Genomic DNA, 18,745 nt, shown 5'->3' with positions numbered 1-18,745 from the left:
GTTATTTCTCTTTTTTCCATTTAGGAGTGAGGTAAAGCAGCCAATACTGGATCAAGGCTAATAGCAGTAAAGCGGGCATCGCAGACAACACGGCAAACGCGGCGAACTCTCCCCAATGATAATATTGCGGCGATAAATAGCTAGGCGCCCCAACAGCTAGGGTGTATTGGGCTTGTTGTTGTAACAAAATAGAGGCTAACGGAAACTCACCAAAACTGGTCATAAAAGCGATCAGAAAAGTCACTAAAAATGCCGGAGCCAACAAAGGCAACACAATAGACACAAAAATCTGCCATGAGGTAGCATTGGTAACACGCGCACCTTCTTCATACTCTCTTGGCAAATAGGCAATTTGCTCCTTTAAAAACCAAATATAAAATGCCACCCCACCCAAATAAGACAAGAGTAAGCCACCATGGCTATTAACACCTAAGGCAGGAACAAATACGCCCAATTTGCGCAGCAAGATATACACCGCCACAATCGCCAACACAGATGGAAAAAACTGCATCACTAATAAAGCATTGGCCAGTGAATGACCTGAAGCGCGCTGGTTGCGAAGTAATCCATAAGCTGCGAATGCAGCAATAGAAGTGGCAAGACTGGCATAAATCAGCGATATTTTAACGCTATTACCGAGCCAAGTGAGCGCCGGAAATGGCGAGAATATCACGCTCCCGTCTAACCCTTTTGCGCCTAAGCCCAGCACTAAGCGCCAATTATTTAAAGTGAAGGTTCCCGTCTCAGCGCCTGGTGAGCCAAATGAAACCCAAATGATCAGCATAACTGGAGACAACACCACCATCGCCATCGCCCCTAAGATAAGATGATGCCACCAGCGAGAATGATTGACCCGATTAATCATAAGCCGTTCTTCCCCAAGCAGGCTCTTTGCCTAACCAGCGCCAAGCCGCATACGCAATGGAGCCTAACAAACACAAACCAAACGTGGTTATCGCACTGGCAAGGGCAAAATTTTGCTGCTCGCTAAAACCTATACTGTAAACATAATTGAGTAACAACTGGCTATGACCGGCGATAGGTAAAGCATCCGCCATAACAGGCATGCCTTGATTAAACAAATAAACCAGAGAAAAGTTATGTAAGTTAAATGCAAATAAAGCCAGCAGCACCGGCTTTAGCGGCTTAAAGGTAAGGGGAATGGTGAGATAATAATAACGCCTAATGGGGCCATAGCCCGATACCGCAGCCGATTCATAATATCCTTTGGGTAGCCGCCGTAAACAAGCGATTGAAAGTAACATGACATAAGGGTAGCCCAACCATATACTTAGGCAGAGCAATACCAAACGGGCGCTACTGGGGTCATTTAACCAATCAGGGGCAATATGCAATAGCTGCTCCATAATCTGTGCTAATTCTCCTGAGCCTGGCATTAACAAAACTTTAAAGCTGAGCACGGTAATAAAAGGAGGAATAGCCCAAGGCAACAGCAGAACTAAACGATAGCAAAACCCTTTCCATCCTTGTTGTAACAAGGTTAATTGAGCCAACATCAAGCCCAACAAAAAGCTGCCCAACAAAGACACCAAAGCAAAGATAAAGGTCCACAGCAACACCCGCAAAAATGGCAACCACAAAGATTGATGTTCAAACAGGGCTTGATATTGCTCGCCACCACGCCAAACAACAAATCCCGGATTAACATTAGGGCCGATAAACTTACCTTCACCATCGATCACTTGAAAATAACCGGTATTCAAGTTTGGCCTCAAGTAGTGCTCTGTTTGGTTATCAAACAAGGTCACAGAGCCATTAATCAGCTGACCATTACTGAGCATTAAGCCTTGATCCAACAAACGATATTTAGGCAAAACCCGAGCATAATGCGTAAAATCTATGCGCTGGAGTTCCTCCCCACTGGGTAATTGCAGCCCTAAATCACCATATAATTGGCGAAACAACACTTGTTTATCCAGATCGGCTTCGGGTAAAAACAAATTCATCCCACCAACCGATAGCCGTAGCGGTTCATTAGGTGGAGCATTCATGGCAAAGGACTGACTTAAATAAGTTTGCTCTTGATAGGCCAGTTTTAAACGATAGATATCATCGTCCACCAACAACTGATATTCATATCGCGTTTGGTCTATATACTGATGCTGCAATAATTGCTCAAGGGTACTGTTAAGAGAGCGTAAATGATTGCTGGAATAATTAGTGCCGCTAATAAAAAACGTAAAAAGCAGCGGTAACACAGCAAAACAAACGATTAAGGCAAGAGCTGGGTATAACAGCCGATAAGCTCGACCTGATTTAAAGCGATATACCCACATACCCGAAACACTTAACGCGAGCCAGACTAACGCAAACACATATTCTTGCGCCCATAATAAGGCAACAAATAAGCTAGCTAAGGCAAGCACCAGTAAGATATTCAGGCCGATAGCACCACGCCAACCTATTGACCGTAAAAACGCACTCATTGCGCCACCTTTTGCTGCGCTTCAGCCAAAATTTGGGTCGCGGGCTTATCACTCGGCAGTTGTCGCCAAACCATCTCCATCACATCAAAAAAGCGGGTGACTTGTGGAATATTCGGCGTCAGTTGCGCATTGCGTAAGCTAGCAAAACTCGTTTGTACCCAAGGGTTACTCGATATTTGGTTTAAATAAGGAATATAAGCTGGAACCCCAAGGGCTATATGCTTATCCAATGTGGCTAAGCCGGGCTCTGCGACCAAGTAATTTTCAATAAAGTATCTTGCGATATCTTGCTGTTGACTAAATTGATTGATGTACACCGCCGATACGTTAATCAATGGCCGCAAGGGTTTATCTTCAATGTCTGGCAATGAGGTTAACACCACCGGAAATCCCAGTTTTCGCAGCTCATGCCAATGCCTTGGTAACACCAACATCATCGCCAGTTGTTGTTGGCGAAAATCTGCCATTATCTGAGCGGGATTGGCTTTCATGGTTAGCCAGTTTTGCGCGATAAGGGCGCGTAAAAAATCAATCCCTCGGCTTGCGTCACCTTTGGCAATACCTAAACGATTAACATCAAATACAAAACCAGAGTGGGCAAAACTGTATGCGCCAAATGCCGCTAAGAAAGGAAAACTGTATAAGGTTTGCTCCACTGGCCACACCAAGGATTGAAAGCCTTGGCGCAGTAAAATTTTCTGCCAATATTGCATTTGATACCAATTACTCGGCGGGTTGGAAACCAAATTGGTATTAGCGGCTAGACTAAGCACCTCGATGCCCAAAGGATAGCCATAATAGTTGTCTTGATACTTCAAACTATTGACGGCTAAAGGCACATATTGGCTGAGGTTAGTTGGCGAATACTCAATCGGCGCAAGCAGTCCTTGACTCGCCCAAAGACCAAGCCGCTGATGGTAACTTAAGATAATATCGGGACCATTACCATTGGGTGCAAACAGGGGGAATTTAGCGTGGACAAAAGCGGGCGCCTCAACACGTACCGGAACACCAGAGTTCTGCCTGAAGCGCTCAGCAATGGCATTAACAGCTTCGACCGAAAACTCATCAGATAACCAGATAGTTAATGGTGGTTGGTTCATCTCTTTGGCATTAACAGCAAAGCAAGCGCTACTTAATAGCACTAAGCCAGAAACATATGCCAACACACCTAACACACCAAACTTCAATGTTATCTCATCCTTGAGTCTTATCCCCATCCAACAAGGAATCCATCATGATTCCCTATCGGGATCAGCAATCGGGTTCACCAGATAGGTATTACCAATGGGGATTAATCGCGCCGCGCCATTCATAAGTATATACCTATCCATTTCATGGTGTTTAGGTATATCACCCAGCCAGCTTGTTCAGTCTCAAAGACAAGCCAGCACTTGGGTTCAGCTTTTATCCATGGGTTATCGCATAAAAGGATTTAATTACAAGTGCCTAGCTTTGATTTTGCTAAAAAGGTTAGATAATTAGCCACCTAGAGTGGCTAATTATTTACAAAATCAATTACTTTCGCTTTAACTGCTCACGAAGATTAGGGGGTAAACCAACAATGGTCAGGGTGTCTGTTTGTTCATCATAAGTTACCCTTTCACCTAAATGTTTTTGGTCAAAGCTAATACTTAAACCACCACCGGAGCCTACGTACTTGGTGAGCTTACGGATGGTGCTGCGATCAACCGGAAATCGCTCTTCCAGCTCGTAATCTTCGGTAACAAAATCATAAAAGCTGGTTTCTGTACTAGGCTCAGGCAACACATCCGCCAAGCTTTTTAGCTCAACTTCCTCACCTTGACTCAATTGCTCGGCGCAGTAATTAAACACATTTTCTCTAACTTCTTTGCTTTGCTCGACTGGTAAGGCTTGTTTTTCACAGTATTCATCAACCGCTTTCATCAGACCAACGTTTTGCACCTTAGCATCCAAGCCCGGTTGACAGCCCATGAAATCTAAGAAAAAGTCGGCAACCTTGCGCCCTACTCGTCCTTTAACATAGGAAATATAACGGTTACTTTCTGGCTCACGCTCAAACTGGGTTAAATCAATGCGCGCAGCTAATTGAGCCTTACTTAAATCCAAATGACGGCTACTACTGATATCTAGCTCGTCGGTCACCATCACCGTATCTTTGTTGGCTAGCATCACTAAGAGTAAATAGTCACTGGCGACCCAAGTGTACTTAGCAAGTAACAGAACGCCTTCTTCGGCAAATTCATACTTGGATATTTCGTTAGCTAACAAATGAGCAGCTGATTTGGAGAAATCCACAAAGCTCAGCTCCTGCGCCAATTGCTGTTGCAATAAAGACGCAAACTCGCTGTTGTGCTCTTGATCGCTAGAAAAATAGCCAAACCCTTTACCGGCCTTACTTTGATAACTGGTTTGTAACTCTTCTACTAGGTTGTTGACGCTAGCATTTAGTGCTAGCTCTTGATCACGGGTACGACAGATCAGCTGACCTTCACCTTCCATAACCAAGGAATGTATGATGATGTTACTTAATTCAAGACTCATAGAAAAAAAGTGTGTTAAGAAAACCTGTGGGGTATTATATGCCGCTTTGTTAAAACTTACAGCAAAGGATACTTATGCCAGTTGTTTCTAAATACTCAAATGAACGCGTCGAGCAACTTATTAATGAAGTTGTCGAGGTGTTACAACGCGATCAAGCTCCCCTTGATCTCGCCCTTATGGTACTAGGAAATGCCACCACAGAGCTGATAAACGGCAGTGTCAAACCAGAACAACGAGCCGCTGTTGCTGACAAATTTGCAAAAGCGCTCACAGCTTCCGTTAAATAGTGTTAAGTTACTGTTAAGGCGAGCTTAGTTGTATAATACTAAAACTAAATTACGGAACTATTAGAGCGTTATGGTCGAAACGGGTAATCGATACATGGACAATGTTGCCAAAATTATTAATTGGGGACATTGGTTCAGTTTTGTCAATATACTGTTTGTCTTGATCATTTCCTCTCGCTATTTGTTAGCGGCAGAGTGGCCATCTTCTTTTTTAGGTCAGGCTTATTTAATCATTAGCTGGCTGGGTCACTTTAGTTTCCTGACGTTTGCCTTCTACTTAATTTTTATTTTTCCTATCAGCTTTTTAGTGCCCTTTGAGCGTGTACTTCGTCTGATCGCGGTATTCGCTAGCACAGCCGGCCTAACCTTGCTGTTGCTCGATAGCCAAAGCTTTAATCTGTTTCGCTTTCATTTAAACCCGCTGACTTGGCAATACTTATTCAACGACGACAATCCGCAAACGGCGAATTTGTTGTTTGTGGCAATCCCATTTTTGTTTCTGGTTCAGTTAACCGCTTCCGAGCTGGTATGGCGTAAGTTAAAACCGCTTTACCTAACCCGTATTGGTCCCAAATTTGCCATCTTGTTCTTTGTCTGTTTTTTGTTTACGCATCTAGTCAACATCTGGGCCGATGCCACCTTCTATCGCCCTATCACCATGCAAAATGCGAACTTTCCCTTGTCATATCCAATGACGGCCAAGTCGTTCTTGATCAAACAAGGTTGGCTTGATGAAGCTGAAGTGAAAGCGCACCAACATGAGGTAAAAACCGATGGCCGCACCATCAAATATCCCTTGCGCGAAGTGACTCTCAATTCAGATCACGCTCAGCTCAATGTGGTGATGATAGTGGTCGATGCATTACGAGCCGATATGCTCAATGCGGATGTGATGCCAAGTCTGAACCAACTAGCTACATTATCTACGCAATATAAGCAGCATTTTAGTACGGGAAATGATGCTGATTTTGGCCTCTATGGTTTATTTTATGGCATACCCAGCCGTTATTGGCCCGATGTGAAATCAGGCCAACTGGCACCTGTGTTACTAACGAGTTTAGAAAAAGCGGGCTACCAAATAGGCTTATTTAGTGGCGTAAACTCTGACGTTACTCGACTTTTAGCCAAGCAAGCAGAAGCTGCCTATATCGCGGATAAACCAAGCTTAGCCGCAGACCAAAGGGCAATTAAAGAATGGCAAACTTGGTTTTCCAATACCCAAGACAAGTCCAAATTTAGCCTAATTCACCTAACATCCGTGGCTGATATGCAAGTACCCGCTAACTATCAATCTCGATTTAGTACGCCTGCGGATGCCAATACGGATACCAATTTAGCGCAAGCCGTGCTCGACGCCAGCCCATTTGATGAAAACCATCCCTTGTTTAGACGTTATAAAAATATCGTCTCCTACACCGATATTCTACTTGCCAGTGTGTTTGAGCAAGTGGCGGCCAATAACGGCTTAGAGAACACGGTTATCCTTGTAACCGGTAGCCATGGGCAAGAATTTAACGATAGAAATACCAATCAATGGGGTAGCCATTCCAGCTATGCTTGGCCGCAAACCCAAGTGCCTTTAGTTATCTATTGGCCGCAACAGCCCGGCGCCATCATCGACCAAGACACCAGTCATAACGACATAGTGCCAACCTTAATAGAGCAACTAAAACTGTCAGACACACCGAGTCGGTATTTTTCAACGGGTAAAAACCTAACTGCACCGTTAAAGCGCAACTATGTGCTATTAGGTGACGAGCGCAATTACGTGGTTTACCTGCCCGATCAAATTATCGAGTTAAACGATAAAGGTGACGCCCATGTATTAGATAGAAACTACCGGCCACTGGCTAATGTAGAGCCAGATGTTTCAGTGTTAATGCAGGTACTAAACGATCTAAGACGCTTTTACCCAGCTCAATAACCCTAGGTATTAGCCAGTTTTTAGCCACATTTATCTAAGTATTTAAGTCGATCGGTTAGCAAGCTTAAACCTAACTGAACAAAAGCTAAGCAGTTAGCATTCAATTGCTTATTTCACGCTTGCATTAACATAAATAATGCTTAATATGAGCAGTATTCGGGATATAGCGCAGCCTGGTAGCGCATCTGCCTGGGGGGCAGAGGGTCGCAGGTTCAAATCCTGCTATTCCGACCAATTCCCTAAAACCAGCTTCGGCTGGTTTTTTTATTTCTCTAAAGCCAGCTGAAGCTGGTTTTTTTATTTCCTTAAAACCAGCTGAAACTGGTTTTTTTATTGCTGCATTTTACGAAAAGCAGGTGTTTGCTTACTATTCTGATACCATCCTTGTATTCATTTCATTGCAGAGGCAGCCATCATGATCGCATTAGTATTAGGCGCCACAGGTTTAATTGGTCAACATCTACTCAATAACTTGCTCAATGAACCAAGTTGCGAGCAAATCTGGGTAGTCGGTCGTCGTGATCCACAAGTAAAGTCAGGAGCTGAAGCGCCAAATAAGATCACTTTCATTCAAGCGCAGATCAGTGACTTTGGCACACCTACGCTGCACCAACAGCAGCTACCGAATAACATTACCCATATATTTTGCTGCCTAGGAAGCACCTTAAAAGCGGCAGGCAGTAAACAAAACTTTATCGCCATTGATCAGCAAGCCGTGATTAACTTTGCCAAGGGTCAATTAGCCGCGCAACCCAAGGCGCCGCATTTTTTACTGGTGTCAGCCTTAGGCGCAAATCCTCAATCTTGGTTTTTTTACAATCGGGTTAAAGGCCAGCTAGAAGAGCAGCTTAAACAGCTTAATTTTGCTGCTATACATATTTTTCATCCTTGCCTATTGTTAGGCCATCGAGGTAACAAAAGAGCCTTGGAAGATTTCTGCCAACACTTATTTGTGCCAATAGCGAAACTGTTTATTGGCCCCTTGCTAAAAGTGCGGCCAATCCCAGCGCAGGTTGTTGCCCAAGCCATGCTCGTAGAAGCGCGTAAGCCGCCATCTCAGCAAGTGAACATCATTAGCAATGAGCAAATGCACCGACAATTTACCCTGCCAAACGCTTAACGTGAGCGCTCAGTTTTTTTAATGCCCATTCATAGTGGCTTGGCATCGCAGACACACAATAGCTGCCCAAAGTAGTGGTGCCTGTCCAAGCAAAATACCCCTTAGTGAACAAAGCTTCATCACTAAAAGGCTGCACGCAGGACAAGGCCGCATCATGGCTTTGTTTTACTAATTGGCTGGCTTGGGAAAGAGAGGTTGACTGGTGTTTTTGCCAAAAGGCGATATTCATTTCACCGTAGGTTTTCCAGTTATAGGGCGCAGGCAAAAATGGTTGATTGTCATCTGCCATATTCGCTTCAATCCAGTTGTTCAGTAGCTGATGCCACTCATAAAGATGGATCAACACGTCCCGTAAATTACGATCACGTTGCCAATGTTGCTCTTTTTTATTCGGCTGGTCAGAGAAATCAAACTCAGTGTTAAGCGCCTGCTCAGGCATGGCATCAATAAATTGCCACAGCTTGGCAAAGCTGTGCTCAGATTGTGAGATTAACTCCTGCTTAGATTTAGCTCTTGGCATCTTGCCTCCTGCACTACTTCACACTTACATTACTCGACCAGCTTGCTACCACTGGGCAGCTCCCAGCAGCGATCATTTTTGCTATAACCCAGCTGAGGGTAATAATCTTTAGCAGCCGGAGCCGCGACCAGCAATAGCTTACAAGTAGGCTCCAGTTGGGCTAAAACTTGTTGCTGTAATTGCTTACCTATCCCCAATCTTTGGTAACGCTCATCAACGGCTAAATCCGATAAATAACAGCAATAATGAAAATCGGTAATACAACGCGCAATGGCCACTAATTTCGAGTCCTGCCATGCGGTAACAATTAAATTACTGTTATTCAACATCCCCTGCATACATAGGGTATTCGTCAAAGGTCTTCGTTCACCTAAACTGGTGCGTTTAAGCAACTCGATAAAGGCCTCGACCGAAATCGGCTCATTCACCTTATAGATAATATCCACTCTAACCTCCCTATTGATTAAGTATGGCTTAATGTTTGTAACGAACTGGGCACGATCAGCTTGTGTACAGGCGCAACAAAAAACATATAAAGCTTGCCCCAAAAATTGTGTACATGCACCACAGTATTAGCATGCACCGTGGCCACATCACCCTTTATATCAAGCAAAAAAGACACCCGTACGACCAAGTGTTTATCGTTATCTTCAAGCACGATTTCGCTATCGTTAATACTGACTAAGGTGAAAATGCCGAGGCGCTCACCCACCTGAGGTTGCGTACCCGCCTTTAGCGAAACAGCATCTTGCAATCTGCCTAAATGCTTTAGCCCTAAGGTTGCAACAAGGCGATTTCTTAACTCCATCAAAAAAGCAATCCAAGCAGGCGTTTGTTTAGCAATTTCAAGGTAAATATCCAGAGCACTCTGGTTTTGGTAAGGAATATCTCGACTAAAGCTATCGGCAAAATAGGCACCTTTAGCGTACTCAAACAACTGGGAATGGGCAGGAATGGTCATATCCGTATTCACTAAGTATTTAGATCAACTGGTGAATAACAATCTGACGCTTTTTTTAAAATAAATCAATCTATTATACCCAAGACACCTCAAGATGCGAGATTCAGAGCCGCTCATTATGTTCAGTTTGAGGCAAAAAGACGAAGGAATGGCATTCCCTTTCGAGGCTTTTTAACGAAAAAATGGACGTAATGAGCGACTCCCAAAGGGCGAGTTTTGTAGGCTGCTATGCTTTGTTGCTGATTTTCAACGTAGAATGACTATGTCTCAAATCAGCGTCGCGCCTAGCAGCCTACAAATTCTCGCTGAACAAGCATCTTGAGGTAACTTGGGTATATAATACTTACCTCTGTCAGTCAGGGGCACAAACTAAATCACACTGTTCGGCTAATGATTAACTCCCCAAGCTAATAGCGGTAAAACTTGGATTTTGCTCAAGTAAGGCCTTAAAAAACAATAAGCAAGCATCTTTGCCATCCATTTTATTTCGCCTCAGCAATTTCTGCTTAAAACTGCGGTGCTTATGAATTTGCAATACCCACTCAATTTCTTGCGAAGGATCGTCCCCAGCTTCAAAATAAGCACACGCCCCGACAAGGTAGTCTTGGCCCTTAAAACTAAGCTCACTATACCAGCCCCAATCTTCAGCCTCAGGCTCGGTTAACTCAAGCTGTCCACTAAGCTCGCTCGATAACCAGCGCAGCAGCGACTCACCATAAATGGGATTGATGGGGTTTTCAGGCTCTTGGCTCACATCAAACATAGCTGTTTTAAAATAAATGGCTTGGATCATATATCTCCCTAACATATAACAAGGCAATGTCACCCTTTTCCATATCCTTGGTTATCAATACAGTTATTTAGCAGCAAGCAACATAACGGCCAGACTCATGGAACAAAGAATATGTCAATTTTTACGCTACCAGCACTCGTTTGATTCACTACAAATCAACATTGATATCCCCTGATTTCAAGCTTGCTCGTAACGCCCTTAGTGCACCTGCAATAACGCGGTATGGCAAATCAAACACCAGCTCAAGAAACTCATACCACACACTCTCATTTGCCCTATTGCGGGGCCAGATAAAGTGAACCAACACAAAACCAATCACGGCGGCGCACATAACCGTCCAACTAAAACCTGACATAACTAAATCAGCGACTAGATAACAGCTGATACACGACAGAAATATCGCCACAACGAGCCTGAAACCATCCATCCTTTTCCCTTAATGCTTATCAGTATTTCCCAATTTACTGGCTAGCTGAGCGCCAGTATCTAGGGTTACTGCTGATATTTCATGATTAACGCGCCAGTCTCATTGCCTTGCGAAGTGCCGTCAGGGTAAAGGCGAATAAAGTCAAAGATATCTTGCTGGTTAACGACCACTTCCGAGCCGCCTTTTAAATCCGGTATATTATATGGCTCATTTTTAAGTAGCCCTTTGATCTCGTTACCTTGCCATGACAGGACTTCAACCCACATCCATTCATTCCCCCCATCTGGTTGTGCAAAAGGGGCTTTAACCTGAATAAATTCACCCGGTTTTAAACCTGCGTTAAATGCCTCTCTTAGGCTGTTAAGCTGCTTCTTGGCTCTTTGACTTGCCGCTTCAATCTCTTGATTATGCTTCACATAAGAAATTTGATCTTCCGAGCCAAACAAGCTTGACAGCAAAGCCGCTTGTTTCTCACTAACGGAAGTCCCGTCAGCATGGTTAAACAATAACTCGATAAGGTAATTGTCAGGATCACCCTCTTCCCAGTTGGCTTCACCTACTTGAATGTTAACCTTAGGATCCGCATTGTCTATTAAAGTGGCTAATAGCTCCTGCTTGTATTCAGAATCAGTCAAACGGCTAATGTTTAATTCAAGATATCCATCTTGACTCAGAGGAACCCCTTCCACTAAAGATTGAGCGACTAGAGTAATCAAGTTGCCCATCGAGCGATTCTGTGACCAAACAAAATCATTAACGACGATATCCGGCAGGCCAAACTTAGCCATCCCTAATGTAATAGCTCGAACGCCTTTATCACTTTGATATGCATGGATCACCGTATGCCTCTGTACATGCACCCAACTATCCTGCCATGAGTCTATTCGCCTTTCCTTCCATGCCGCAGGTGTAAATAATTCGCGGGTTTCTGAATCCCAAATTAATCCATGAGTATTGCTGGCAAACTCAAATACCGAAACAGAGCTAGACTTTAATCCATTAAGCATATTCTGCTGCGGATAGGCCACATCTATGATCACCGCTAAATTAGATTGTTGAATCTTATCCGCTTGTTGCTTGTCCAATCCTCGGCCGAAGTAAGCTAGGTAATCTAAATCAGGTACAGGATAGTTTTTTGCTACATCGTTAATGACGGAATAGGAAAAAACCGGTTTAGTTGCGTTTTTGGGTAAAGATTCAACTAAAGCAAAGCCATTAAATGCTCTTTTAAGGGATGATACGTCAATTTTTTGCGCATCAGGATAAAAATAAACGATAGTGCGGTAACGTATATCAGGTACTGAATGATCAGCAAAAGCACCTGCAACAGGCATAAGAAACAATATTAGCGCGATTATTTTGAACATCATATTTTCCAAATTTTTCGTTAGCCATAGCAGCGAATAAACAACTTAATACAAATAATGAGTTATTACTGACATATTTGTCCTTTATGCTCGGTGCCCGCATATACCCATATAGGCTCAGTTTTACCCACTCGCCCCAAAAAAGTGATAAGACCCCCACCTAAATATGCATTTTATTATATGCCAAGCTACTCCGTAACTAACTGTTCATGAAGAAGAAATCACGGCGAGCTCACAACTTGGAGGGGGTTAAAACGGAATCTTTGCAGCCAACCAGACGACGAGAGGGAAGCAAGAGGCGTCATGAGTCACCTACTCACTGCATTTCACAGTAACGCCCTTGCTCCATAGTTTGAATTTAACTGACTTTGTTTTGCTCTTGTTTACGGCTATCGTTTTGGGTCATTAGCTCTGTTTGGCTTGGTTGCTCTTCAGCCATTGCTTGTTTGAAGCCTTTGATGGTGGTGCCGAGATCGCCACCTAAGCCACGCAAGCGTTTGGTGCCAAATAGTAAAATAACAATCGCGGCAATGATCAATAGTTGCCAAATGCTTATTCCTGCCATGTGTACTCCTGGTTAAGAATGCAGACAAAGAAAATAGAAAAGCAGGCCGTCAAGCCTGCTTTCGTACTTAATGATGAAAATTAAACGCCTAGTGCACCGCCGTCTGCCTTGCGGATCGCCACAACTGAAGAGCGTGGACGCACGGTCATGTTGGCTGGCGTCGCTTCTGTTGCATCATCACTGTAAGGCCAGTTGCCAGGATGCTGAATAGAAACAAACATGGTGGTGAAATCAGGTGTAATGGTAAAACCCGTTACCTCACAACCATTAGGACCAACAAAGAAACGACGCAGCTCGCCTTGATTTTCACTGTTGATGGTTTGTTGGTTACCCGCTTCATCTTTAAGCATCGAAGGCACCACCGCTAACATTTGGTCATTGGTGTACTCTTCAACTTCATCGGCACCGTTGTCGGTTTGGATCCACATGATGCCGCGCTTATCAAATGCCAAACCATCTGGGCTAGCGAATTGGTTAAACTCGTTTAAGCCAGATAGATTTGTCGCCGCATCACCGGCTGCATCTGAGCCAAATACAAAAATATCCCAACTAAATGAAGTATGGCTGTCGCCCTCATCCCAGCGGATAACATGACCAAACTTATTGTATAAGCGTGGGTTTGCAGGGTTAGTGCCAGCTTCTTCGTTGCGTCTAGTATTGTTGGTAAGCGTTAAGTAAACCGAGCCTGTGAATGGGTCAACTGCACACCATTCAGGGCGATCCATCGGCGTTGCGCCAACCAAATCGGCAGCACCTGCGGTATTTAGGATAATGTCGGCTAAACTGGCAAAATGATCCGCTAAGGTACCGCCATCTTTAGTTGCACCGGTTAACGTCAAAGGTAGCCAAGTACCCACGCCATCGGCATCAAATTTAGCCACATACAAGGTACCCTTATCCATGTATTTATCACCCGTTGCGAGGCGATTGCTGCTGTCGGCATCAGCGGGATCCCATAGGGCATCAGAAACAAATTTGTACATATATTCAAAGCGAGAGTCATGGCCAGAATAAAATGTAATCGGTTGGCCTTCGGTTAATTTTCCAAAAGTACAACCTTCATGACGAAAACGGCCTAATGCGGTGCGTTTAATAGCACGAGAGTTGGCGGTATAAGGGTCAATCTCAACAATGTAACCATGACCATTAGCTTCATTTCGATAATCTTCCAAGGCACTTGAGGCCGTTGGCGTCACATCAAAGCGAGTGAACTCATCGACACGCTCTTCGGCATTCCCCGCTAAGGTTTCCCAGCCATAGCGTGTCGTACCTGATGTATCGATACCAATGCGCTCTTGATCTGCGGTGGTGGTACCTTTGTTGATAAAGTAACCTGGCCAGTTCTCTTCACAGGTCAAATAAGTTCCCCAAGGTGTTGTGCCATTACCACAGTTATTTAGTGTGCCACGAGCTTGGCTACCGTCTGGTGAAAATGGGGTTTTCAACTTGTCAGAATTAGCTAACGGGCCAGAGATATTCATCGTGGTCGCGCCAGTATAACGGCGGTTTAGGGGATCATTATTCACCACCTTCCACTCATTTTCGATTAATTGAATTCGCACCACGGCAACACCATGCGCATTGATTTCTTTACGAACTTGGTCAACGCTGCTGCGAATACCGTTGTCGTCTTTATCGCTACCATCAGGGTGCAGTGCATTTTGGTCTATGTATTCATGGTTGATACATAACAAACCATCATCACCTTGCTCATTTAGAGGGAAGAAATGCAATCCATCATGGTGCATTCCCATTGCATTGGCTTGATCAGTGGCATTGTTGCTACCGTCGCTGGCCCATGCTGAGCCCGCAGCCATGATAGGTAGTCCCCAAGGAGCGAGAACTTGCGCAATATAACCCTCAGGCACACTCACGGCATCGGTTTTCGAGCCAGCAATTGAGTTAAAGCCTAATCTTGCACTTGAAGCGCTTGGTACGCTCGGCGCAGGCGTCTCTGATCCAACCACAGTTGAAGAACCGCCACCAGAAGAATTACATCCAGCTAAACCAAATACACCCATAGTCGCCATCGCACCAAGGCCTAAGCCGCCTTTTAGAATTTTACGACGGGATAAGTGCGCTTCCAAAACTTGGTCAAAGTCAGGGTTATCACTTTTGTTAAATCGAGTGGGGTTAAAAATTTCCTTGCTCATTTTGCTCTCCAACAACTTAGTTATTTATGTTGGTTTAAACCAACTGTTGGCGAACAAGCTAAAGCTAGCAAGTGACAAATGTGTTACGAAAATAAAACGATAAAGTTGCCTTTATTTTGATTTTTATCAAAGAGTTTGTTTTTTGCCTGGATCACAGCGTTTCTATGAAAAATGTGCCACGAGTAAACTTCCTGTTGGTTTGCTTGTTGAACGAAGCCGCGAAGAATACCAGCGAGCAAGCACCATATTCCTGTTACGTATTCATGTTAACCTTGACGGTCTCAAAGCCAAATAATGCGAAGACAAAGTGAACCAAAAAATAGCAGTAGAGAGCCAATGCCTACGCTGCTAAACAGAAGCATGAGGTCAGATCACAACCCCGACGTTTATTGGTTATGGCCTGTTTTACTCGCTTGGTTGCTTTTCGATATACCAAGTGCCATGGCAGGGAGCATTGGTCACTTTCCACTCGCCCTCAATACGGCCATGGCGAGCCTCTCCAGTAAAGCGATAGCCCCACCTTTGGCTGTCGGCATAAAGCGCGAGCTCTCCATTGTCGGAGATCCAGCCCTTCAATAGGGTATTGTTATACTTTAACCTTAGTGAAACGATGCCGTTGTTTATCGTTCCAATCATGCTCGTTGGCGAACAGATACTGTCACCACTCACATCAATGCGTTTTCCTTGCCAATGGCCATCAAAACTATTCGAAGCGGTGAAAGGCGGGCTATCTGGTAAAGCTTCGTTAATTGGTGTTCGCTCTGGCTTTGTTGAATTGCTGACAATGAATACAAATACAGCCAAACGATAGCCGCTGCCAACCATTTCTTCATTTCGGATGATTCCTGTATGTGTTTGATATATTGTATATATAATGCCGCCATATTGGGAAAAAAGCTGAGATAATGGTCAAACTAGTGGGGTGTTGAGTGACCTCCACCGGAAGTAACCTCTTCGACGATAGGGAAACCTCTGCCTTCTTCAATAACGACGCGAACCTTATCACCGCACGCCAACCCATAGGCAAAGAGTGGCACATTATCGTTTTGATAAATATCACCTTCTATGTGAGTTGCCCACAAGGTTTCAGATCCGTAGTTGTGCCAATCAGATTCGGCAATTCGATTCTTGCTTCGTTTGTGGCAGTGCTCTCTCCATGAGGGTTAACGCCGCCAACAACGTCAGACTTGTGATTGTGAATTTTGTGCGATAATGGCGAAGCCATGCACAAAAGGCGCAAGCGCAAGGCTGTCCAAGGAGCGAAGCGTCTGAGGTTGATTGGCCTTGTTAGCACTTTTTACCACCATTTCTCGAAAGCCCCTAATTTCTCTGCTATTTCTGATAATTCGTTTGAATAGCCTTTTACCTTTAAAGAAATCTGTCCCATCTCAGCTGTGTCTTGTGCAAATATTTGTGCAATGACTTCATTCTCAGATTTAGTAAAGATAAAAACAGGGTTATTACTCAAGTCTGATAATGTTGCCGCACCACTATTTAAACTCACTAAAGACTTAAGGTCAGAGTGAAAAGCATCTATTGCTGAACATTCAAACCAACACTCTAATATTTCAATACTTGCCTTTTGAAAAGGCATTTTCCAAGTGATACCCACATTAAAAGCTACGGATGGAAGACGATCATCTACCCCCGAAACATCAAGTGTTACTTCTAATTCAGAATTTCGTATTAAATGGAACATACTTTCCTTGGAGTGCTAACGCTTTGCTCACCGGAAAATTGGGAGCGTAGCGAGTAATTTTTCCGTGTGCAGCAACTTGTTATATTTTGTTGATTTTTTGCTTTAGCGGATAGCTATTTTCAACAACGCTCTCAATTTCTTCATCACTGAAGCCAACAACTTTCAAAAAGTGCAACTGGAATATCACTTCCATTTTTTGACACAGGCTCCAGAGCTCTTCCCCGCCAGCAGCGTTGTCCTTTAAGTTTTCACTGTAATGAGTGAGGTAATTCCTTGTATCTACTATTTTTCTTAACAGCTTACTTCTTTCTTTACTGCTGCCTAACTTATCCTTAAACGGCTCAATAATTCGCTTCAATCTTTTCCCTAAATTAATTTCATTTCCATGCATCAGGCGACCACTCAGCCATTCGGCATATTCTTCTGGACAACTCTCACTGATTGTTGAAACAAGCGAGTCAAATTGAGAAGAATCCATGAGCTTTTCATCGCTTGTTCTTCTATGGTAGGTTTCCAGACCTTGTGCCAAAGCTAAAAATTTACCATCAAGGTATTTTTGTGCTCCATTTTTTGTGGAAAAGTATAAGCTGAGTGCTGGTGCCATAATCTCATATGCACGTAGCCAGTTATTAAAAACATCCTGAGCATTACTTTTTATCGTTCCGTAAGTGAATAACATTCTATGCCAGCTTTTATCTGGAACTTTTTCAGTGAATGGAATACTAGGATAAAAAACCTTAATCGAAACAGGGTACTGCTTTCCATTGCCGCTGTCTCTTTGTATCTCTTTTGATGTGGCTAACAAGTCTTTCAATGCAACCGTTGTATCGATAGCAAAGCATAAAAAATTAGTTAGTTTATATGCAATTTCTGTAAAGTCACCCAAAGGTCTTACGTCTTCAGATATCAACTTAAAATAGACGCGCTGCGTGATCTTAGCTTCAGTAGCCCTGGCAGATCCGGGGGTAGTACAAGAAAAGCAAATTTCTAACTTCATTCCGTTGTTTAGTTCATAGGAAATATTTTCAGGAAGAATATAACTAATAGTAGCGGTTTTATTTTCCCAATCAGTGTCGGTGCTAATGCCACTAATACCTACCCACTCATCTAAACAATCAACAGAAAATGATAAAGTATTAAAGGTTACGGATTCATTTTCATCATAGGCGACACCGCTCAAAACTTTATTCACACAGAGTTTAGATTTTGATATACCTCCAAAGGCATGGTTTTTCTGGGTATAAAAGCAGTTCTCTAGGGTTACTAAACCGTCCTTCTCAACATGCCCTATTATTCTATTCAGGTCATCATCATCGTTTAGTGATTTAATACTGTCATCGAAGAGGCCTACAACTTCCAGCTCGATATCACCTCCATTTTTGATGGTTAATACCCCTGGGATTTTTTTCTCATCTCGCTCAGGAAGCCAGAAATATCCTGTTTTCACATATTCATCTTCGATTCTCATCCAATCCTCTCGAGAAATCTAACGCCGCCCAGCAGCGGCCGAGTGTAACGAGGTCCAGCCAGCTTGCTGGCGTTGCTGCCTGGGATTGTTAAAAGGCATCTGTAAGCTGCACATACAACGGCGAAACTCCATTAAACTCTTGTTTTGACAATTCACTTTGCCAGAGAATCATTTTACTGATGGAAGAGTTTAACACTCCATTCTCCAGTGCAGCTTTTATATGCTCAAAAATGCTCTCTACTGAAAGAAGAGATATCTCTTCATACCTTTCGTGCGAGCAGTCACACAGTAACTTTAAAGCACCGATCTTCTGATTATTTTCAGAAAACCTGGCAAGTACCCCAATACCAAGTGACCACTCATACCGTTCGAGAGAGCATACCAAGGTGCTTTTTTGATAGTCGAGTACGAATTCCATTGATGCCTTTATCGTGGTAGAGCGACCCATTACTGGGCCGACCCCACACAGATCCGGACGTGCGGAATTG

At 43.7% G+C, this 18,745-nt stretch carries 20 protein-coding genes and 1 tRNA gene; 4 read left to right on the top strand and 17 right to left on the bottom strand.

The features are described 5' to 3' along the window. Position 1: 1 nt before the first annotated feature. The 4 genes from ACK8OT_RS15155 to yejK form a co-directional block, all read right to left on the bottom strand. Positions 2-865, bottom strand: a complete 864-nt coding sequence (locus ACK8OT_RS15155) for an ABC transporter permease subunit (RefSeq protein ID WP_410197359.1) — start codon at positions 863-865, stop codon at positions 2-4. Next, positions 858-2,447, bottom strand: a complete 1,590-nt coding sequence (locus tag ACK8OT_RS15150) for an ABC transporter permease subunit (protein ID WP_410197358.1) — start codon at positions 2,445-2,447, stop codon at positions 858-860. Before ACK8OT_RS15150 ends, ACK8OT_RS15155 begins: the two co-directional genes overlap by 8 nt. Further along, positions 2,444-3,667 carry an extracellular solute-binding protein gene (locus ACK8OT_RS15145; RefSeq protein ID WP_410197357.1) on the bottom strand — a complete coding sequence of 408 codons (1,224 nt, stop codon included), beginning with the start codon at positions 3,665-3,667 and terminating at the stop codon, positions 2,444-2,446. Before ACK8OT_RS15145 ends, ACK8OT_RS15150 begins: the two co-directional genes overlap by 4 nt. A gap of 298 nt (positions 3,668-3,965) precedes the next feature. Continuing rightward, positions 3,966-4,973, bottom strand: a complete 1,008-nt coding sequence (yejK, locus tag ACK8OT_RS15140; protein ID WP_410197356.1) for a nucleoid-associated protein YejK — start codon at positions 4,971-4,973, stop codon at positions 3,966-3,968. Positions 4,974-5,047: 74 nt separating this feature from the next. Between yejK and ACK8OT_RS15135 the strand changes: the two genes are divergently transcribed. The 4 genes from ACK8OT_RS15135 to ACK8OT_RS15120 all read left to right on the top strand — a co-directional run bounded on the left by ACK8OT_RS15135 (position 5,048) and on the right by ACK8OT_RS15120 (position 8,304). Then, entirely contained in the window at positions 5,048-5,260 is a 213-nt protein-coding gene (locus tag ACK8OT_RS15135; protein ID WP_410197355.1) for a YejL family protein, read from the top strand. A gap of 94 nt (positions 5,261-5,354) precedes the next feature. Further along, a complete protein-coding gene (locus tag ACK8OT_RS15130; RefSeq protein WP_410197354.1) occupies positions 5,355-7,184 on the top strand; it encodes a DUF3413 domain-containing protein in 1,830 nt (609 codons plus the stop codon). Between the two features lie 157 nt (positions 7,185-7,341). Beyond that, a tRNA-Pro gene (locus ACK8OT_RS15125) sits at positions 7,342-7,418 on the top strand. A gap of 181 nt (positions 7,419-7,599) precedes the next feature. Further along, positions 7,600-8,304 carry an NAD-dependent epimerase/dehydratase family protein gene (locus ACK8OT_RS15120; protein ID WP_410197353.1) on the top strand — a complete coding sequence of 235 codons (705 nt, stop codon included), beginning with the start codon at positions 7,600-7,602 and terminating at the stop codon, positions 8,302-8,304. Here ACK8OT_RS15120 and ACK8OT_RS15115 read toward each other — a convergent pair. The 13 genes from ACK8OT_RS15115 to ACK8OT_RS15055 all read right to left on the bottom strand — a co-directional run. Continuing rightward, positions 8,285-8,824 (bottom strand): ClbS/DfsB family four-helix bundle protein, encoded by a 540-nt coding sequence (locus tag ACK8OT_RS15115; RefSeq protein WP_410197352.1) that lies wholly within the window; start codon positions 8,822-8,824, stop codon positions 8,285-8,287. The two genes, ACK8OT_RS15120 and ACK8OT_RS15115, sit on opposite strands and share 20 nt — an antisense overlap. Positions 8,825-8,853: 29 nt before the next feature. Next, on the bottom strand, positions 8,854-9,270 hold the full coding sequence (locus ACK8OT_RS15110) for a GNAT family N-acetyltransferase (RefSeq protein ID WP_410197351.1): 417 nt from the start codon (positions 9,268-9,270) through the stop codon (positions 8,854-8,856). A 17-nt stretch (positions 9,271-9,287) separates the two neighbouring features. After that, positions 9,288-9,785: a DUF2867 domain-containing protein gene (locus ACK8OT_RS15105; RefSeq protein WP_410197350.1), complete on the bottom strand. Its 498-nt coding sequence runs from the start codon at positions 9,783-9,785 to the stop codon at positions 9,288-9,290. 394 nt (positions 9,786-10,179) lie between these two features. Continuing rightward, positions 10,180-10,578, bottom strand: a complete 399-nt coding sequence (locus tag ACK8OT_RS15100) for a hypothetical protein (protein WP_410197349.1) — start codon at positions 10,576-10,578, stop codon at positions 10,180-10,182. Between the two features lie 148 nt (positions 10,579-10,726). After that, positions 10,727-11,005, bottom strand: coding sequence for a hypothetical protein (locus ACK8OT_RS15095; RefSeq protein WP_410197348.1), 279 nt, complete (start codon positions 11,003-11,005; stop codon positions 10,727-10,729). 65 nt (positions 11,006-11,070) lie between these two features. Further along, a complete protein-coding gene (locus tag ACK8OT_RS15090) occupies positions 11,071-12,375 on the bottom strand; it encodes a DUF2314 domain-containing protein (protein WP_410197347.1) in 1,305 nt (434 codons plus the stop codon). A 355-nt stretch (positions 12,376-12,730) separates the two neighbouring features. Next, complete coding sequence (tatA, locus tag ACK8OT_RS15085; RefSeq protein WP_410197346.1) at positions 12,731-12,937, bottom strand: twin-arginine translocase TatA/TatE family subunit; 207 nt, start codon at positions 12,935-12,937, stop codon at positions 12,731-12,733. An 80-nt stretch (positions 12,938-13,017) separates the two neighbouring features. Next, positions 13,018-15,090, bottom strand: coding sequence for a PhoX family protein (locus ACK8OT_RS15080; RefSeq protein WP_410197345.1), 2,073 nt, complete (start codon positions 15,088-15,090; stop codon positions 13,018-13,020). Positions 15,091-15,495: 405 nt separating this feature from the next. Next, positions 15,496-15,915 carry a hypothetical protein gene (locus ACK8OT_RS15075; protein ID WP_410197344.1) on the bottom strand — a complete coding sequence of 140 codons (420 nt, stop codon included), beginning with the start codon at positions 15,913-15,915 and terminating at the stop codon, positions 15,496-15,498. 89 nt (positions 15,916-16,004) lie between these two features. Next, the gene (locus ACK8OT_RS15070; protein WP_410197343.1) at positions 16,005-16,172 is read right to left on the bottom strand and encodes a DUF4265 domain-containing protein; all 168 of its coding nucleotides are present in this window, start codon (positions 16,170-16,172) and stop codon (positions 16,005-16,007) included. Between the two features lie 215 nt (positions 16,173-16,387). Next, complete coding sequence (locus tag ACK8OT_RS15065) at positions 16,388-16,789, bottom strand: hypothetical protein (protein WP_410197342.1); 402 nt, start codon at positions 16,787-16,789, stop codon at positions 16,388-16,390. Between the two features lie 79 nt (positions 16,790-16,868). Further along, complete coding sequence (locus ACK8OT_RS15060) at positions 16,869-18,257, bottom strand: ApeA N-terminal domain 1-containing protein (RefSeq protein ID WP_410197341.1); 1,389 nt, start codon at positions 18,255-18,257, stop codon at positions 16,869-16,871. A gap of 88 nt (positions 18,258-18,345) precedes the next feature. Further along, positions 18,346-18,745: hypothetical protein (locus tag ACK8OT_RS15055; protein WP_410197340.1), on the bottom strand; the 400-nt coding region annotated here is incomplete at its 5' end.

This window comes from Motilimonas thetidivivens (assembly GCF_046452435.1).
Taxonomy (GTDB): Bacteria; Pseudomonadota; Gammaproteobacteria; order Enterobacterales; family CBDFNC01; genus Motilimonas.
The sequence above is the reverse complement of the archived record's forward strand: the minus strand, read 5'-3'. Positions and strand labels throughout refer to the sequence as shown.

What these genes read in the sequence shown, in the direction of transcription:
- yejK (WP_410197356.1), bottom strand. Translation starts at nt 4,973, where the DNA reads ATGAGTCTTGAATTAAGTAACATCATCATACATTCCTTGGTTATGGAA.
- ACK8OT_RS15105 (WP_410197350.1), bottom strand. Translation starts at nt 9,785, where the DNA reads ATGACCATTCCTGCCCATTCCCAGTTGTTTGAGTACGCTAAAGGTGCC.
- ACK8OT_RS15115 (WP_410197352.1), bottom strand. Translation starts at nt 8,824, where the DNA reads ATGCCAAGAGCTAAATCTAAGCAGGAGTTAATCTCACAATCTGAGCAC.
- ACK8OT_RS15120 (WP_410197353.1), top strand. Translation starts at nt 7,600, where the DNA reads ATGATCGCATTAGTATTAGGCGCCACAGGTTTAATTGGTCAACATCTA.
- ACK8OT_RS15155 (WP_410197359.1), bottom strand. Translation starts at nt 865, where the DNA reads ATGATTAATCGGGTCAATCATTCTCGCTGGTGGCATCATCTTATCTTA.
- tatA (WP_410197346.1), bottom strand. Translation starts at nt 12,937, where the DNA reads ATGGCAGGAATAAGCATTTGGCAACTATTGATCATTGCCGCGATTGTT.
- ACK8OT_RS15090 (WP_410197347.1), bottom strand. Translation starts at nt 12,375, where the DNA reads ATGATGTTCAAAATAATCGCGCTAATATTGTTTCTTATGCCTGTTGCA.
- ACK8OT_RS15095 (WP_410197348.1), bottom strand. Translation starts at nt 11,005, where the DNA reads ATGGATGGTTTCAGGCTCGTTGTGGCGATATTTCTGTCGTGTATCAGC.
- ACK8OT_RS15100 (WP_410197349.1), bottom strand. Translation starts at nt 10,578, where the DNA reads ATGATCCAAGCCATTTATTTTAAAACAGCTATGTTTGATGTGAGCCAA.
- ACK8OT_RS15060 (WP_410197341.1), bottom strand. Translation starts at nt 18,257, where the DNA reads ATGAGAATCGAAGATGAATATGTGAAAACAGGATATTTCTGGCTTCCT.
- ACK8OT_RS15150 (WP_410197358.1), bottom strand. Translation starts at nt 2,447, where the DNA reads ATGAGTGCGTTTTTACGGTCAATAGGTTGGCGTGGTGCTATCGGCCTG.
- ACK8OT_RS15080 (WP_410197345.1), bottom strand. Translation starts at nt 15,090, where the DNA reads ATGAGCAAGGAAATTTTTAACCCCACTCGATTTAACAAAAGTGATAAC.
- ACK8OT_RS15065 (WP_410197342.1), bottom strand. Translation starts at nt 16,789, where the DNA reads ATGTTCCATTTAATACGAAATTCTGAATTAGAAGTAACACTTGATGTT.
- ACK8OT_RS15135 (WP_410197355.1), top strand. Translation starts at nt 5,048, where the DNA reads ATGCCAGTTGTTTCTAAATACTCAAATGAACGCGTCGAGCAACTTATT.
- ACK8OT_RS15130 (WP_410197354.1), top strand. Translation starts at nt 5,355, where the DNA reads ATGGACAATGTTGCCAAAATTATTAATTGGGGACATTGGTTCAGTTTT.
- ACK8OT_RS15145 (WP_410197357.1), bottom strand. Translation starts at nt 3,667, where the DNA reads ATGGGGATAAGACTCAAGGATGAGATAACATTGAAGTTTGGTGTGTTA.
- ACK8OT_RS15075 (WP_410197344.1), bottom strand. Translation starts at nt 15,915, where the DNA reads ATGGTTGGCAGCGGCTATCGTTTGGCTGTATTTGTATTCATTGTCAGC.